At 68.9% G+C, this 16,673-nt stretch carries 13 protein-coding genes; 3 read left to right on the top strand and 10 right to left on the bottom strand.

Annotated elements, in window-relative coordinates; translation table 11 throughout:
- Nucleotides 1-372: 372 nt before the first annotated feature.
- Nucleotides 373-1,341 carry a Uma2 family endonuclease gene (locus POL67_RS11255; RefSeq protein ID WP_271917248.1) on the bottom strand — a complete coding sequence of 323 codons (969 nt, stop codon included), beginning with the start codon at nucleotides 1,339-1,341 and terminating at the stop codon, nucleotides 373-375.
- Between the two features lie 91 nt (nucleotides 1,342-1,432).
- Nucleotides 1,433-2,824 carry a M12 family metallopeptidase gene (locus tag POL67_RS11250; RefSeq protein ID WP_271917247.1) on the bottom strand — a complete coding sequence of 464 codons (1,392 nt, stop codon included), beginning with the start codon at nucleotides 2,822-2,824 and terminating at the stop codon, nucleotides 1,433-1,435.
- 81 nt (nucleotides 2,825-2,905) lie between these two features.
- Between POL67_RS11250 and POL67_RS11245 the strand changes: the two genes are divergently transcribed.
- The gene (locus POL67_RS11245) at nucleotides 2,906-3,271 is read left to right on the top strand and encodes a DUF4377 domain-containing protein (protein WP_271917246.1); all 366 of its coding nucleotides are present in this window, start codon (nucleotides 2,906-2,908) and stop codon (nucleotides 3,269-3,271) included.
- Nucleotides 3,272-3,322: 51 nt separating this feature from the next.
- Here POL67_RS11245 and POL67_RS11240 read toward each other — a convergent pair whose 3' ends face one another.
- The 3 genes from POL67_RS11240 to POL67_RS11230 are packed head-to-tail and all read right to left on the bottom strand — an operon-like array spanning nucleotide 3,323 to nucleotide 9,080.
- Nucleotides 3,323-3,619 (bottom strand): hypothetical protein, encoded by a 297-nt coding sequence (locus POL67_RS11240; RefSeq protein ID WP_271917245.1) that lies wholly within the window; start codon nucleotides 3,617-3,619, stop codon nucleotides 3,323-3,325.
- Nucleotides 3,616-8,151, bottom strand: coding sequence for a sigma 54-interacting transcriptional regulator (locus tag POL67_RS11235; RefSeq protein WP_271917244.1), 4,536 nt, complete (start codon nucleotides 8,149-8,151; stop codon nucleotides 3,616-3,618). Before POL67_RS11235 ends, POL67_RS11240 begins: the two co-directional genes overlap by 4 nt.
- A 23-nt stretch (nucleotides 8,152-8,174) precedes the next feature.
- Complete coding sequence (locus POL67_RS11230) at nucleotides 8,175-9,080, bottom strand: hypothetical protein (protein WP_271917243.1); 906 nt, start codon at nucleotides 9,078-9,080, stop codon at nucleotides 8,175-8,177.
- 283 nt (nucleotides 9,081-9,363) lie between these two features.
- Between POL67_RS11230 and POL67_RS11225 the strand changes: the two genes are divergently transcribed.
- Nucleotides 9,364-10,407, top strand: coding sequence for an alpha/beta hydrolase (locus tag POL67_RS11225; RefSeq protein ID WP_271917242.1), 1,044 nt, complete (start codon nucleotides 9,364-9,366; stop codon nucleotides 10,405-10,407).
- Nucleotides 10,408-10,485: 78 nt separating this feature from the next.
- On the opposite strand, the gene POL67_RS11220 is transcribed toward POL67_RS11225, so the two are convergent.
- A complete protein-coding gene (locus tag POL67_RS11220) occupies nucleotides 10,486-10,929 on the bottom strand; it encodes a hypothetical protein (RefSeq protein WP_271917240.1) in 444 nt (147 codons plus the stop codon).
- A 173-nt stretch (nucleotides 10,930-11,102) separates the two neighbouring features.
- On the opposite strand from POL67_RS11220, the gene POL67_RS11215 reads away from it, so the two are divergent.
- Nucleotides 11,103-11,381: a hypothetical protein gene (locus tag POL67_RS11215; protein ID WP_271917239.1), complete on the top strand. Its 279-nt coding sequence runs from the start codon at nucleotides 11,103-11,105 to the stop codon at nucleotides 11,379-11,381.
- Between the two features lie 8 nt (nucleotides 11,382-11,389).
- Here the strand turns inward: POL67_RS11215 and POL67_RS11210 are convergent, their stop codons facing one another.
- From POL67_RS11210 to POL67_RS11195, 4 genes are all read right to left on the bottom strand, one after another.
- Complete coding sequence (locus tag POL67_RS11210; RefSeq protein WP_271917237.1) at nucleotides 11,390-11,818, bottom strand: hypothetical protein; 429 nt, start codon at nucleotides 11,816-11,818, stop codon at nucleotides 11,390-11,392.
- A 225-nt stretch (nucleotides 11,819-12,043) separates the two neighbouring features.
- Complete coding sequence (locus POL67_RS11205) at nucleotides 12,044-14,098, bottom strand: PrkA family serine protein kinase (protein WP_271917236.1); 2,055 nt, start codon at nucleotides 14,096-14,098, stop codon at nucleotides 12,044-12,046.
- A 21-nt stretch (nucleotides 14,099-14,119) separates the two neighbouring features.
- The gene (locus tag POL67_RS11200; RefSeq protein ID WP_271917235.1) at nucleotides 14,120-15,304 is read right to left on the bottom strand and encodes a hypothetical protein; all 1,185 of its coding nucleotides are present in this window, start codon (nucleotides 15,302-15,304) and stop codon (nucleotides 14,120-14,122) included.
- Between the two features lie 58 nt (nucleotides 15,305-15,362).
- The gene (locus POL67_RS11195) at nucleotides 15,363-16,673 is read right to left on the bottom strand and encodes a YcbK family protein (protein ID WP_271917234.1); all 1,311 of its coding nucleotides are present in this window, start codon (nucleotides 16,671-16,673) and stop codon (nucleotides 15,363-15,365) included.

Below are 16,673 nucleotides of genomic sequence, written 5' to 3'. Positions count from 1 at the left end.
GGCAGACGCGGAGGCCGAGGCGGCGATGCAAGGGGAGCACACTATCGACGGAAAACGCCCCGTCGAGCGTCACGAGACCCGCGTGCAGCCGTTGCAAGGCGCGATGTGCGCGTACAAAGCGCCGGTTGCACGCGTTGCAAGCGGCATTCGTACGCGCCGAGAGGCGTTTGCAACGCTTGCAAGCGGCGTTCGGTACACCCCGAGAGGCGTTTGCAACGCTTGCAAGCGGCGTTCGTGCACACCGAGAGGCGTTTGCAACGCGTGCAAGCGGGTCTCCGAGCGGTGCATATGCCGTTTGCAACCGTTGCACGCGGCATTCGGACGTCACCAAGGGCGTTTGCGCGCGTTGCAGGCTGCGGTCGGACGAGACGGTTACGTGTTTTCCGCGAACACCTCGGCCATCGAGCCGACGGTGGCGGCCCGGACGAGCCAGCGCTGGAGCGTTTCAAGCTCGACGCAGGAACGGACGCGCTCGCGGTCGCTGTCCGAGCAAGGGATCCCCCGGGCCGCGACGATGGCGAGGAGGCTGTTCTGTAGGCTTGTAAGGGCTTGCTCCGCTTGCGCCTGCGCTTGCTCCGCTTGCGCCTGCGCTTGCTCCGCTTGCGCCTGCGCTTGCTCCGCTTGCGCCTCGGCATGCTCCGCCTTCGCCTCCAGGCTCTGCATCATGCCTTTCAGGCGCCCGATGAGATCCTCCGTCCCGAAGAGCGCGGCCATTCCGTAGAAAAACTCGAGCTTGCCGTTCTCGATGGCAAGATCGAGCCCCAGCACGGCCGACGCATAACGCCCCCCCTGCGGCACGATACGCTGATAACGGCGCGCCTCCGGGCTCGGAAAACGGTAGCCGTGAAGCTGCTGCTTCTTGCGGTCGTAGACGAAATACTCAGGGATCCCGAGGCGCGCGTAACGCTCCACGTTGTCCACGAGGTCCTTCTTGCGATGGCCCTCGTAAAGGACCTCGATGACGAGGTCGAGCCCGCGCCCCTCGTCCGCCACGACCCACGCCATCCGCTCGTCGTCTTCGGGCTGGGGGACGTCGAGGACGGCCAGGATGTCCGGGCAGAACGCGCGCTCGCCGGGGTAGAGGACGTTGAGCTCCTCCGCCAGATAGATGCGGCGGCCGATCGCATCGAAGTGCCTGCGGAGGCGATCGGTCGCGCGACGCTTGGCGAGGTTGTGGGGCTGGCCGTTCCCCATGGTGAGCCGGGGGTCGGAGAGCGCGTCGATCACCTCGACAAGGAATCGCTCTCGCGCTTCGGGCGACATCACGCGCCACTCATCCGCCGACGGCGTCACGGGCGGTTCGGGCAGAGCCTCATCGCTCTTCTCGGCCGGAGGTGCCATGCACGGACCTATACCACGTCCGCACGCTCGACGTCGCACGCTCGCATCCCCCCACCTTTCCGATGCACGTCACGTCACCACGTCACGCGCCTCATTGCCGCGTCGCATCCCACCGACCGCCGTCGGTCTCGTTCTGCAGGTTGCCCCAGGTCCCGCCGAGGTTCGGGTCCGCCGTGGAGCTACGCCGGAGCGCGGCGCGGCCCGCGCCCGGGCGCGGGAGAAACGTCATCCAGGTGCAGGAGAGCTGCACGCTCCCCGCGTCCTTCACGCAATCGAGGCGGCCCGGCGCGCCTCCGTCCTGGAAGCTACAAGCCACCATCGAGGCGTTTTCCGAGCATTGCATCGGCCCTCGGGTGCTCGAATAGTTGCCGGTGAACGAGACCGGCGTGGCCGGCACCTGCGGGGGCGTCGGAGGAGGGGCGGGCTGCGTGGTGGGGAATGGGAACGAGGGGATGGGGAAAGGCAGGCTCGGCAAAGGGAGCCCCGCCGTGGGGAACGGGAAGGTCGTGCCGGGGAAAGGCAGGCTCGGCTGGGGTGTGGGAAGCTCCGGCGCCCCGCCGGTCCCGTAAAGCACCTGGATCGCAGACCGATCGAGCTGGGAGAGGCCCTCGCGCTGGCCGATGTTGGCGTTCGGGTCCCGGGGGACGATCGTGGGCCTGCCGGTGCGGCTGAACGCGCGCGACGAGTAATGCATGATGCTCTGGTAATCGTAGGGCCCGATGTCCTGCCCCACGCCGCCCCTCTGCTCGAAGTCGCTCCGATATTGCGTCGGGATCTCGTCCCACACGATGGTGACGTACTGGTCGCGGTCATTGCGCGATTGCTCGTGGAAGAAGCCGGCCGCGTGCAGGATTTCGTGGACGATGCTGCCGCGACCGCAGTCGGCGACCTGGATTTCCTGGGGGCCCCCGATGCGGCCGACGTACGAGCTGCACCCGCTGCCCTCGCCGCTGTTGCGAAAGACGACGTAATCGGCGTCGCCCGCGCGGGGCCGGAGCCGGAGCTGCGTGGTATTCACGTGGGAGACGGCCCAGCCAATCCCTTCGACCGTGGCGGGGGGGACGGAGGCGTCGATCACATAAGGGATCTCGCCCCGAGGCCAGAGGTCCGTGCGGCTCTGGAGGCCCATCGCGCCCTTGATGTCTCCGGTGGGGCGCGGCGGCGTGCCATACCGGAAGGGCACGAGCGTGGCCGGGCCGAGCATCATGTCGCCTTCCATGACGGCCAATCCGTCGACGACGTCGAAGCCCACGAGCTGCCGCGAGACGTTGTTGGCGAGGTAGATGAACGCGCTGCCGAAATACCGAGGCGCGGCAGGGCGGTAAACCTCGGCCTGCTGGGGAGAGGCCTGGGAAACGCCGCTCCACGTGCCCGGAGGCGGGCCCGCCGTTCGCGTCGGCGCGGAGGAAGAGCCCTGGCTGCACGCCGCGACGGAGAGGAGCAACCCGAGCGCACCGGACAGGGAACGAAGGCTCTCGTTCATGCTCGAACGATTCCAGGCGTGGGGCGACGATTCCAGGAAATTCGCACGAGGGTTCGAAGAATGAGCTACGTTGCGCGGGCCATGAGCTCCGCTTTGCGTCAAGCCCTCGTCACCATCGTCCTCTTCACCGCGGCATGCGCGCCGAGCGCGACGCCCGGCACGTCGAACACGACCGAGGCGTCGCCCGCGAAAGACGGAGAAACGACGCTCTTCGTCCACGCGGAGCGGGTCGACTGCATGGGCGTCGGCCCGATGCGGTGCATGCAAGTCCGGGAGGCGGAGAACAAGGAATGGGAGCGCTTCTACGGGAGGATCGAGGGGTTTTCCTACGAAGAGGGGTATGCCTACGAGCTGCGGGTGAAGCGCGAGCCGGTGGCGAATCCGCCGGCGGATGGGTCGTCGCTGAGGACGCTGCTCGTCAAGATTGTATCGAAGAAGAAGCCGTGAGCCTTCCCCCCCGACGAAGACACGGACGAGGAAGAACCTCGACGCGCGAGGTTATCGTCTTCCGCCGCCACCCGCCCGACCGCCTCGACGCGCTCCGCCCCCCTTCCCCGCCGGCTTCGTTTGCGGCGGCGCGGGCGGCGGCTCCTTCGTATACGCGATCAACACGGCCCGCCCGCCTCTGTATTCGGGCGTGATCTGCGTGTATCCGTTGATTTTTCCGAACCCCTCCATGTCACCCTTGTGCTCGCCCATCCATTCGCTGAAGCGCGTCCAAAGGTTGCGTGCCGCTTCCTCGGGCAGCGCGACGCCGTCCACGAATGCGGAGAGGTTACCGGGCTGGGTCGTCATTGAATTCCGTACTCCTTGAGTCGTCTATAAAACGTGCGGCGGGGCAATCCCACGAGGCGCGCGGCCTTCACGCGGTTCCAGTTGGATGCCTGGAGCGCCGCGAGGATGCGCTCGCGCTCGTCGGCCTTGTGCGCTTCGAGCGAGGAGAGCTTGCGCGAGGGCTCGGGCGAGGCGCGCTGAGGGCCTTCCCGGAGGCTCTCCGGCGGGGGCGGCGGGCGCGGGGCGAGGCGGGCCTCCGGGAGCTCGAAGTCCTCGGGTTCGAGCTCGGCCTGATCCGAGAGGACCCACGCATTCAAGAGGACGTTTTCGAGCTGGCGCACGTTGCCGGGCCAGCCATGCCCCATCAGCCGGCGAAGCGCAGCCCGCGAGACGCTCCGGCGCTCACGGCCATAACGAGCCGCGAAGATGCCGAGGAAATGGTCGATGAGGATCGGAATGTCCTCGATGCGCTCGCGCAAAGGCGGGACGCGGACCTCGACGACGTGCAAGCGGTAGAGGAGATCCTCGCGGAAGGTGCCAGCCGCGGTCATCGCCACGAGGTCCCGGTGGGTCGCGGCAATGACGCGCGTGTTGACGGGCTCTTCGCGCGCGCCGCCGACCGGGCGGACGAGCTTTTCCTGGAGGACACGGAGGAGCCCGGCCTGCATTTTCGGCGGCATTTCGCCGATTTCGTCGAGGAGGATCGTGCCGCCCTCGGCCTCGCGGAAGAGGCCACGGCGATCCCGATCGGCGCCGGTGAAGGCGCCTCGCACGTGGCCGAAGAGCTCGCTCTCCAGGAGGTGCTCGGGAATGGCGCCGACGTTGATGCCCACGAAAGGTTTCTTGGCGCGCGGGCCGGCGTTGTGAATGGCCCGCGCCACGACTTCCTTGCCCGTGCCGCTCTCGCCGATGACGAGGACCGGGATGTCCGTGTCCTTGACGCGGTCGATGAGCGCGTAGACGCGGCGCATGGCCTCGCTGCGGCCGACGAGGCCCTCGTAGCCGAAATGCCCCTTGATGACCGCGCGGGCCGAGCGGAGGTCGCGCTTCGTGGCCTTGAGCTCCTCGGTGCGCTGGCCGAGCAGCTCTTCGAGCTCGGCGCGGGCCGCTTCGAGGTCGCCGTTCGCCCGTTCGAGCTCCGCGCTCTTCTTTTCGAGCTCCCGCGCGCGGCGCGCGTTCTCGCCGACGAGGCGCGCGGTCTCGATGGTGATCGCCACCTGGTCGGCGAGCGCGACGAGCGTGGGGAGCTCGTCCGTGAAGCCCATCGCAGGGCGGAGGCGTGTCTCCAGGTAGAGCGCGCCGATGACCTCGCCGCCCCGCGCGCGGATGGGCACACACGCGATCGACTGGAGCATGAGCTGGTGGACCGAGACGTACCCGGCCATGCGGGCGTCCTCGCGCGCGCTCACCGTGACGATCGGCTCGCCGATGTGGACGACACGCTCGGCAATCGACTGCGAGAAGCGCGCATGCGCGTCGTCGCCCTCGCGTCCGCGGAAGGCGTGGACCGAGAGCGCGAACGGGAGCGCCGCCGTGGGATCGGCCTCGTCCCGCGGCTGCGTGCTCTTGAGGATGACAAAACCCCGCTCCGCGCCGAGGAGGGCGATCGCGTGGTCGGTGACCTTCTCCAGCAGGCGCCCGAGATCAACCTCGCCCGCGATGGCGCGGTTGATCTCCAGGATGCGCGCGAGGCGTTCCTCCGTGGGGGCCTTGCGCGGCGCCGCGAGCGTGCTCGATGGCGAGGCGTTCGGCGGAGAGGGCGTCGCGGTCTGCGGGGTGTGCACGGAGGGCACGCAGAGCGCACGCAGGGCGCGGCGGCGCGGGTCGTCCCAGAAGACCTCACGCAGGTCGCGCGGCAAGACCGAGGCGATCTCTTCGAGCACGGCGAGCGCGGCCTCCCGATCGCGTCGCGCGAGCATGGGCTTGCCGCCGTCCTCGTGCAGGGTCGCGCGTGCTTCGAGGGCGCGGGCGATGAAGTCCTTCTGGCCCGAGGCGCGCGCCGCTTCGAGCGCCTCCTCGCAGTGCGCCGCGGCCTGCCGCTCGTCGCCGCGCAACGTGGCCACGCGGGCGCGCGCGAGCGAGAGGAGCGGGCGATGCGCCGAGCCACCCCCGAGCGCCGCCGAGGCACGCTCGATCTCGGCGTCGAGCTCACGCGCGCCTTCGCCGGACGTCGCGGGGGCGATCATCACACGTTCGAGCCGCGCCTCGGCCGCGTCGACGCCCCGGCCGAGGCTCTCCCAGCTCTCGGCGCAGGCGCCGCAGAGGCGCTCGGCCGCGGCGGGATCCCCCGAGCGCGCGGCGTGCTCGGCTTCGAGCGAGAGGAGCTGCGCGCGCTGGCTCGGGCCGAGCTCGCTGCGCTGGAGCGCGAGCTGGTCGATGGAGACACGCGCCCGCGCGAGGCGGCCGAGGTAGAGCTCCAGGTTCGCGAGGTTCAAGAGCGCCTGGCGAAGCGTGGGGACGCGGCCCGAGCGGCGCCCCATGTCGACCGCAGCTTCGAGGTGCATGAGCGCGGCCGCGAGGTCGCCTTGCGCCTTGGCGATGCCCGCGAGGTTCAAGCGCGTCGTGGCCACGCTGCCCGCATCGCCCGCTTGCTCGGCCGCGGAGAGCGCTTCTTCGTAGGCGGCCTTCGCGGGGTCGAGCTGATCGTCGCGCTGGAGCGCAAAGGCGAGCGAGCCGAGCGCGACCGAGAGGATGCGCGGCTCGCCGCCGACCCCACGCGCGAGGCGGACGGCGCGCGTGAGCGTGCGCTTCGCGTCGTCGTGCCGCGAGGAGAAGCTCTGCGCGAGGCCGGAGACGGCGAGCGCGTCGGCGGCGATCGCCAGCATGGAGAGCGCGCGGCGGCCCTCCGCGCGCGGCAAGGGTGCGGCGTCGTCCGCGGCAGCCGGGAGGCCCGTGCGTTCGGCCGCGGCGCCGGCCTGGGTTTCGGCGCCCGCGTAGTCACCGGCGCGGAGGAGCGCGCGCGCCGCGTGGAGGCAATACGAGGCGGCGATCTCGGCGTCGGCCGCGAGGGCTTCGTCCTGCACGCGTTCGAGCTCGGCGATCGCGCGCAGGGCGTCGCCGCGGCTCGTGAACAGGCGCGCGCGGGCGATCGCGACGGCCGGCGAGGGGTCGTCTTCGAGGCGCGCGAGCACCTCGGCGGCTTCGTCGACATGGCCCCGATCGAGCAGCTTCATCGCGCGCTCGCGATCGGTGCCGCGCTCGTCCTCCTCGGCGAGGAGGCGATCGACGTCCGCGGCGCTCGCGACGGGGGCGCGCGCGATCGCCTCGACGATCGCGCGGATCTTGCCGGGCAAGTGGCCCGCGCGGCGCGCGACGTGATCCGCGACGACGTCGCCGAGCGAGGGGATCGCCGAGCGCACGAGGTCACGCGCGCGCGCCTCGTCGAGCGGCGGAACGGCGAAGAGTTCGAGCGTCGGGCCCGGCAGGTTCGGCAGGCGCTCCGGGTCGAAGGTGACGACGACGCGGGCGCCGGCCTCGCGCAGCGCGGCGAGGCGCGTGACGTCCGGTTTCGCGAGGCGATCGGCGTCGTCCACGAGGACGATCGCGCCCTCGGGCTCCTCGGCTCCTGCGAGCTCGAGGTCCATCGCCTGCCCCGGATCGGGCGCGAGCCCAGCCTCGACCCAGGCCACACCGCGCCCCTTCACGCCGAGCCACCACGCGACGCGCCGGAGCAACGTGCTCTTGCCGGCACCCGGCAGGCCCGTGACCACGATGCCGCCGCCCGGGCGCAGGTCCTCGATCTGCGCGTCGAGCGCGGCGGCGTGCTCGTCGAGGCCGACGATCGGCCAGACGAGCGCGTCGCGCGGAGCGAACGCCTCGGGCATCGGCAAGGACGCAGCGCGGCGGATGGCGCTCGCGAGCTCGTCCGCGCTTGGAAAGCGGCTCGTCGGATCGGCCGCGGTGGCGCGACGCTCGACCTCTTCGAGCGCCGCGACGACGGCCGGATCGAGCCGAGGCCCCACCGCGACGAGGGCCTCGCGCAGCGTGACGCCGAGGGCGTAGATCTCCGCGCGAACGCCGAGCGGCGCGCCCGTGAGCAGCTCGGGCGCGGCATACCGCGGCGTGAGGCCCGACGGGCGCTCGCCGCCGTCGCGGAAGTTCGCCGCGAGCCCGAGGTCGACGAGCGTCGCCTTGCCGAAGGGCCCGACGATGATGTTCGCGGGCTTGAGGTCCCCGTGCAGCAAGAGCGCGCGGTGCAGCCGCGTGAGCTGGTCGGCGGCCTGCGCGATGGCGGCGAGGGTCTCCAGCGGCTCGTCCGGTTCCGCGAATCGCGCGGCCAGGCTCTTGCCGACGACGAGCTCCCGCACGAGGTAGGCGCGGGGGCTGTTCGGCAGGCGCCCGAAGCCGAGGATGCGCGGCACGCCGAGGCCTTCGAGGCCGGAGAGGGCCACGGCTTCGCGCACGAGGGCGAGCATTTCTGCCTCGTTCGCGCCTTCGGCGAGGACCTTCACGGCCACGGTCGCGCCGGTGATGCGGTCTTTGGCCGACCACACCTCTCCGCCGCCGCCCTTGCCAAGGGGCGCGATGGGCTCGTATCGGGGCGGGAGCTGCAACGTTCCCCTGGGCTCCTCTTCGTTCAGAGGATGTAGTCGATGCTGGCGCCGAAGTAGACGCCCGAGCTAATGGCGAAGCCCACGTCCGCGCGTGCCTGGAGCATCTTGATGGGCTTGTAGCGGAAGCTCACCTGCGGCACCGCGATCCACGGGAAAATGAACGGCTTCGATCCGCCGCTCGCCCAGCTCGGCTCGGCGTAGTCGCCGAAGTGGCCGTTGTCGACGTCGCAGTAGGTGGCGTTCGGCTCGCCAAAGGCCGTGCAGTCGTTCCACTGCGAGGGCACCGCGGGATCACTGCCCGAGCCCGGGTAGACCTGCCGCCGATGGAGGTCGCCGATGACGCCGCCGATGCCCACGCCGCCGCCGAAGAGCAACGAGAAGCGGCTGCGGCTGTCGAGCGGCACCTCGTAGAGGATCTCGACCTTGCCGTAAATGACGGCGAGATCGCTCTGCACGCGCTCGTACGCCGTGACCGGCTGGCCCTTGCCTTTGAAGAGCATCTCGCCCTTCGAGTAGTCGGCGTACGAGAGCGAGAAAATGTATTCGAGGCGGTCACGTCGCGTGCCGAACTCGAGGCCCCCCATCGGCACCCCGACCGTGGCGCCGCCGTCCGTGAAGAGGTTCAGGATCGCCTTCGGGATGATGGCGTGGCGGTACCGGAGGCCGACGTAACGGTACGCCTTCGTGGGATCCTCTTTCGTGTCCCAGATCCCGACGTCGCCGCTGTCCTCCTTCTTTTTCTCCTTCTCGCCCGGCATCTTGTCGCCGGCCGCCGCCTCCTCCTTGTCGTTCGCCTTTCCGGCCATCGTATCTTCGGCGTCCTTGTCGAACCCGTCCTCGGAGGGCTGCGCATACGCGGTGCGGGCCACGAAGAGGGACGCGCCGAGGGTCAAGAGGGCAAAGCGGGTAAGCAGGGCCATGCGGGACATGGGGCGCTCTTTCGTCGGTGTGCTCGAAGAGAGAAGGACGCCCGAGACAGTACACGAGCCCGCCCGTCTTGAAAGCCCCCCGCAACACCCCAACCCCACCGACATGCGCGGCGACGTGATCTTCCCAACCCAACAAGACCCACGTGCCATCCATTTCGGGGCCTCACCCGCGCGGCTTCCCGGTTTTCCTTGGAAACGACGGCGCGCGCGCGGCCTCAATGTCCGGGAAGTGCTCGGCGCGTTGCATGCTCGGCGCATTCTTGTAGGTAATCGGAGGGCACCGATGATCCTGCACCAACTCCGGGTCGAACAAGCGATCGATCGCGACGCGCGCGGGCGTTTCGTCAAGGAGCTGTGCGTCGTGCGGGGCGGCGGAGCCGAGGATGGAATTCCGCTGGCGATGGTGAGAAAACGCTCGGCGGAGCTCGGCGGGACGCGGGGGAGCGTGCTGCTCATTCACGGCTACGGGCAAAATCGGTACGCCTGGCACCTGCCCGCCCGGAGCCTGTCGAACTACCTGGCCCGCGAGGGCTTCGACGTCTTCAACCTGGACCTGCGCGGCCACGGCCGTTCCCGACACCTCGGCGCGCGGCGGCCCACCGACGTGAGCGAGTTCGTCAAGCAGGACGTCCCCTGGGCGCTCGAAGAGGTGCAACGGCTGGCCGGGCCGCAGCCCGTTTTCCTCGTGGGACACTCGCTCGGCGGGCTCGTCAGTTACGCGGCGGCGCCGCTCGCCCACGGCGCGGTGGCCGGCGTGGTGACGCTCGGCAGTCCCTACCATTTCACGCGCGGCTCGCTGCCGCTCACGCTGGCCGGCCACCTGCTGCTCGCCGTGGACCGGCGGATGTCGTTCGGCCACGGGGCGCTCGGGCTGCGCGCCATCGGCGAGGTCGTCCGGCTCGCGCGCGTGCTCGTCGAAAGTCCCGTGTTTCCACTGCCGATCCGCGGCTTCCGTCCCGGATCGATGGAGCCCGTGGTGCTCTCGCAGCACATGTCGCTGGCGATGGATAGCGGGAGCATCACGGTGCTCCGGAACATGTTCCTCGCGGCGGCGGAGGCGCGGCAAAGCGGGCACCGGCTCGGCGGATTGTCCGGGTTCGTCGAGGGGTTCGAGGCGATGGACGTGCCGCTTCTCGTGGTCGCGGGCGAGAGCGACGACCTCGCGCCGCCCGCGTCGGTCGAGCCGGCCTATCGATCGAGCCGATCGGGGGACAAGACGTACCGCGTCTTCCCGCAAGGTCACATCGATCTGATCATGGGCAGCCGCTCGACGCACACGGTATGGCCGCTGCTCTCGCGGTGGCTCGGCGCGCGCGTCGACCATTGAAGAATCGTACCGAAAGAATACAACGCTCGGGGGCCCGGCGCGGCCTGCGAGCCGAGCCCCCGAGCGCAAAGGCCGAATTCACCAGCCGACGGTGATCGCCAGCGGATCGGTGGAGGACGGGGGCGACGAATCCGGCGTGGGCTCCTCCGGCTGGCGGAGGACGACGCGGATCGGGCGCGGCGGCGGCGGCGTCGATTGCGCCTTGCGCCCGAGAGCCACAGCCACGGTGATGTCGGTGACGGGCATGATGACCTCGGCCCACGAGACATACCCGGGCGCCACGGCGCGCAGGACGCGCCAGCGAAGCTCGCACGGAATGCGCCCGCGATGCGGCCCGACCGAGATCAACGTATCGTCGAGGAAAATGCGGGCGTCTGAAGGCATGACCTGGACGCAAAGCAGGACCGTAGAATCAGGCGACGCCTCGGCAGAGCGCTTGGTCCTGGGCTGGGTCGACGGCGGATCGTCGTCGGATTCGTGAACGCCCGGCACGCAGCCATTGGCGAGGCCGTTCGAGTGCATTCGCTCCCCTCCCCGAGCCCACGCGCGGGAAAAATCCGGCGCGAAATGGCTCTGCAGGACTCTGACAAACGTAATAACAAACGCAAATCGAACCCACGTTTTATCAGGGGACGGGGGACAGGAGGCCGCCTACGCTGCACCCTCGGCTTGCCCGGGTCTGCTAGGCTCCGTCCATGTCCATCAAGGATCGGATCGTCTCCGAGGGAATGAAGTTCGCGGCGAGCCCGCAGGTGGCGAAGCTCATGCAGGACGAGCGCTTCATGAAGCTCGTGATGACGGCGATGAGCATGCCCGGGCGTGTCTCGACGTTCACGACGGAGCAAAAAGAAGCGTTCGCGAAGTCGATGGGCCTGGCGACCTCGGACGAGGTGCGCGACCTCCGGCGGGTCGTTTCGTCGCTGGAGCAGAGCGTGTCGCGGCTGCGCGCGAAGCTCGAAAGAGACGCGTCCTAAGGCGCGTCCTAGGGCGCAGGCTCGGTCTGCCGGACCGTCTGAAGAAAGGTCCCGTCCTGGGTGGGCTCCTCGCCCGCCGCCTTGGCCTTCTCCTCGATGCCGGCGAGCTGCCCGCGGGCGGCCTCGAGCTCGCGTTTCTCGTCAGGCCGCAAGGTCCCGGGCCGCTGGGCTTCGACCTGCTCGGCAAACCCGAGCCAGCGCTCGGCGCCGTCGTGGTCCCCGAGCTTCATCAGGGACAGCCCCATATACAGCCCGTAGCTCACCTGCTTGCGCGGCGAGAGCTTGGCGACTTCGTCCTCGTGATCCCCGAGCTTCTCGGCCGCTTCGAGGTAGCGACCGTCCTGGTAGGCGCGCTGGGCGCTGCCGAGGTATCCGCCGCAGCCGGCGGAAAACACCAAGAGGAGGGACGAACCAAGGAGCGCGCCGAGGCGTCGCATGACCGATCTATACCCCGGGAAAGACCAGGACCCAATGGGGAGATCCGCGAAAATAGGCGCGAAATGGGTTTTGCGTAGCGCGAAGGCGGCTGCGCAGCGACGCAATTTGCGACGGTTCACGTGTATTCGCGCGCGGGGCCGGGGGCACGGCGCACCGCGGCAAAATAAAAAAAGCTCCCCGCTCGGTGGGAGCGGGGAGCCTGGGGACGCGCTCGAGAGGGCTGGCTACTTCGTATCGCCGCGGGCGTAGATGCTGGCGACGTAGTCGAGGACGTCGCGCGCGGAGACCTCGTTGTACCCGAAGTATTTGATCATCCGCGTCTTGATGATGTCGATCTTCTCCTGGGTCTCCTTGTCGATGACGCTGGAGACGAGGGTCTGGAGCTTGATCGCGTCCTTCTGATCCTCGAAGAGCTTGAGCTCGAGCGCGCGGCGCAGGCGGTCGTTCGTGTGCCACTCGAACTTCTTGCCGTCGACCGCGAGCGCGCCGATGTAATTCATGATCTCGCGGCGGAAGTCGTCCTTGCGGTTCTCGGGGATGTCGATCTTCTCCTCGATCGACCGCATGAGCCGCTCGTCCGGCTCGACGTCTTCGCGGGTGAACCGATCCTTGACCTTCTCCTTCAGGGTGTAGGCCTTGATCGAGTCGATGTAGTTCGCCGCGAGCTTCTGGATCGCGTCCTCGTCGGCGCTGATGGCGCGCTGGACCTCGTTCTTGACGATCTCCTCGTACTCGCGCTTCACCATGCCGATGCACTCGCCGTAACGCTTGCGCTGCTCGTCGCTCGAGATGAGCGAGTGGTGGCGCAGGCCCTTCTCGAGCTCGGAGAGCACCATGAACGGGTTGATCGTGCCCTCTCCGATGTCGTTGACGAGCGCGTTCGAGATCTTGTCCTGCACGTAACGCGGGCTGATGCCCTCCATGCCCTCGCGCGGCGCCTCCTTGCGCAGCTCCTTCACGGTGTCCTGCGTATAGCCCGGCAGGACCTTGCCGTCGTAGAGCTTCATCTTCTGCACGAGCGAGAGGTTGTGCTTCTTCGGATCCTCGAGCCGCGTGAGCACGGCCCACATCGCCGCGACTTCCAGCGTGTGCGGGGCGATGTGCTTGCCGCGGATCTTGTCGCGGTTGAAGTCCTTCTCGTAGATCCGGATCTCCTCCGACACCTTCGTGATGTACGGGATGTCGATCTTGATCGTGCGGTCGCGCAGGGCCTCCATGAACTCGTTCGAGAGGAGCTTCTTGTACTCGGCCTCGTTCGTGTGGCCGAGGATGACCTCGTCGATGTCCGTCTGCGCGAACTTCTTCGGCTTGATCTTGTGCTCCTGCGACGCGCCGAGCAGGTCGTAGAGGAACGCGACGTCGAGCTTCAGGACCTCGATGAACTCGACGACGCCGCGGTTCGAGATGTTGAACTCGCCGTCGAAGTTGAACGCGCGCGGGTCGGAGTCGGAGCCGTACTCGGCGATCTTGCGGTAGTTGATGTCGCCCGTGAGCTCGGTCGAGTCCTGGTTCTTCTCGTCCTTCGGCTGGAAGGTGCCGATGCCGATGCGGTCCTTCTCGCTGAGCACGAGGCGCCGCACGCGGATGTGCTGCATGACCTTGCCCCAGTCGCCGCCGTACCGCTCCATCAGCTTGTTGAAGATGAAGCGGCACGCCGGATCGAGGTCGCCGTCGACGCGCACGTGGAAGGTGGGGTTCGAGAGCTCGAGCTCCTTGATCGCGCGGTCACGCCACGTCGGCGGGATGAGGCGCAAGGGCTCCTCGTGCATGGGACACTTGAAGCGGCCGCTCTCGGGGCCCGCCATGCCGACGCCGTCGAGGTTCACCCAGTCGAACGTGTAGAGCGCTCCGTCCGTCGACATCGAGTAGTGCTCGATGCCCTTCTTCATGAGGCGCGCGATCGTCGACTTCGAGGAGCCAACAGGGCCGTGGAGCAAGATGACGCGCTTCTCGGGGCCATACCCTTCCGCCGCCGCCTTGAGCACGTGGACGAGGCGCATGAGCGGGATGTCGAGGCCGTAGATGGCGTCCTGGCCGCTGTTCAGCTCGTCCTTGAAGAAGTTGTACCGGACGAGCTTCTTCTTGTTGTCGGTGTACTCCTCCGTCCCGTACCGGATGATCATGTCGTACGCACGCTGGAACGCGTTGCGCGTGACTTGCGGCTGCTTGCGAATGAGCCCCAGGTACTCCTCGAAGCTCCCTTCCCAAGACAGGTCCCGATACAGGGCGTAGTCCTGCATCGCAGCGATCTTGCCCACCAGACTTTGCGCGTCGCCCATGTGGATACCTTACATCACGGATCACGGTGACGCGAACGCGGCCGCGCCGTTCAAGAATGCCTTCCAGGAAGGCTTTTCCTGACCCTGCTCCGTGAAGAGGCCGAGCGAGCATGCATAGGCTGCGTACGCTCCATCCACAGGCTCGCCCAAGACGGACACGCGCTCTCCGCACCGGACAGGACCGAGATCGTGCAGCGCCTCGACGTTGACGAAGACGAAGCGCTCCCGTCGCGGCGCGAGCGCGCCGAAGAACGTCTCGAGGAAAAGCGCCTGCTTGTCGTCCGATCCCCCGACGACGGACGAGCTCGGAGACCCGACGGATTCGAGCACGATCTCCTTGTCCGCCGCATGCGCGAGGATCGTGTCGGCATGCACGGAGATGTCGCTCGCACGTCCCGCCTCGACGGCGCCGAGACCGGGCAGGTACGAAGCGACCGCGACGTCGCTCGTATCGAGGAGCGGTAAGAACGAGGGATCCGGAGCAGCCACGCCCTCGAACGAGAAGCCCACGCCCGCGCGTACACCCGGCGCGGCGAGCGGATGCGCGCGGACGTAGTCGAGGACGTCGCTCGCGAAGAGCTCGAAGGCCGCGCGTTCGTTGGGGTGTGCGGCGAGGCGGACGTCGACGTCACGGCCGAGCACGACGAACCGCGCCGCACCGCCGAGCGCCGCGAACGCCGCGTCGATCGAGGCATGCGTGAAGGCGAGGACCTCGGGCGCGTTCCACGGTTTCTCCGCGAGCTCGGGCGGGAGAAACGCGACAGCGCGATCGAGGATGACGAGGGAGAAGCCGAGGACGACGCCGCGGCTGTTGAAGAAGGCAGCCTCCTCGGCAAGCGCCTGCGAGGCTTCGTCCGTGGCGAGTTCCGTCGGCGTGCGCCGGAGCATCGTGGCCCGCGCGCCGAGCGCGAGCGCCCCGAGGCGCGCAGCGATGACGTCGCCGGGCTTCGGCGCTCCATCCCCCACGGGGTTCGGCGTGAGGCCGATCCAGACGGGTGTGGAAGGGGCGTCCGGCGCATCGGGATCACCGGCGTCGCCGTCGGGGAAGGCGTCGGGCCAGGTGGCGTCGAAGGAGGGACCGCCGTCGCCGGGATCCCCCGGACGAACGATGATCTGAGGGTAGCCGCTGTCGTCACACGCGAGCGGCGCGAGGGCGACGCCGAGAGGCACGCCGCCGAGCAAGAGCCAACGAAGCAAAGCGCGCACGAAGAGGATCGTAACGAATTCTTCGCGTGGTGGCTCGCGCGTGGGCGCGCGAGGCGCGCTACGGCGGCCCGCCGTACCGCGGCGGCGCAGGCATGCTTGCCCCGGACGGCAGGCGGGAAGACCACTCCACGACACCAGGCGTGGCATGCGCGGGCGCCCAGGCCATGCCGCCCTTCTCGAGCACGCCCGGCCACGAATCGACGTACTGCGGGGGCTCGGAGGGGCCGGACGCGTCGATCCAGAGCGCGTGTCCCGTGCCAGGCCTGCGCACGTCGACATGGACGAATTTGCTGTTCGGATAGAAGCCGCAACCGACGTCGTCGAGGGCGCGACAGAGCTGGAAGATCGTGGCGTTCGGGATGCCGTGGACCTGGATGTCCGCGGCGCGCGCAGCCGCGTGCATGCTCTGGTGGCTCGTGCCCGCAACCTTCGCGCCGGGGCGATAGCCGCTGTAGATGTAGATCGGCCGCCACGGGAACGAGTCGGCGATGCGCTGCAGCGCCCAGAGCAAACGCGGGTGCACGAGGCGCACGTCGGAGATCCACTCGCCTTTGCGCACGGCCTCGGGATCGGGCTCGTCAGGGAGGAGATCGGCGGGGCGCGCGACGTCGGCCGGGCGCATCATGATCGAGAGGCGATCGAGCGCCTCGGGCGCGACGGAGCCATCACAACGCACGAGCGGGAAGACGTCACGCTCGCCGGAGCCGCGAACGAACGTCACGGGGCGACGACGGCAACGCCAGTCACGCACGGGCTTTGGCGGCGCCGCCCAGAGCGAGTCGAAGCCGTTCGAAGCGAAGCTCGGGCCGGTCGAGGCGAGCAGCGCAGGTGCGCGCGCGGGGTCGAGGCCGTTCCACGACCAGGACGGCAGGACGTCGGGCTCGATGCGCAGGATCCCCGAGCCCTCGGAGGCCACGCGGAACACCTGAAGCGCCGCGAAGCTCGCGGACGCGTCGTCGAGCAGACGAACGCGGCTCGATCCGAACGCGTGAAGGTCGTCGTGCGACGCGTGAGGTTCGTCCGCGGCATCGCCTTCCGCTTGCGCGTGGCGCCACGCGAGCTGCAACCACGGCTCGTTCCGCCACTGGCCGAAGGGTCCCCAGATGTAGCGACGCAGCGGGCCGGGGCTCTCGACCTCGGCGTTGAGGTACGCGCGCAAGAGGCCGAGGCGCGGCGCGGACGGGTCGTCGAGCTTGAAGGTGTAGAGCTTAGGCGGCTGATCGAGGAGCGGCCCCGCGTGGGTCGACGTCGCGGCCGCGACCACGAGCGCCGCGATGCCAATCGCCGGGAGCGTGGACCGGAGCGAACCACGCGTCGTACGCGCGGGGCGCTTCTTCTTTTGATCCGAACGAACCACGAGCTTCGTCAT

Source organism: Polyangium mundeleinium (genome assembly GCF_028369105.1).
In the GTDB taxonomy this organism is placed as follows: domain Bacteria; phylum Myxococcota_A; class Polyangia; order Polyangiales; family Polyangiaceae; genus Polyangium; species Polyangium mundeleinium.
This window is presented reverse-complemented; position numbering and strand designations above follow the sequence as displayed.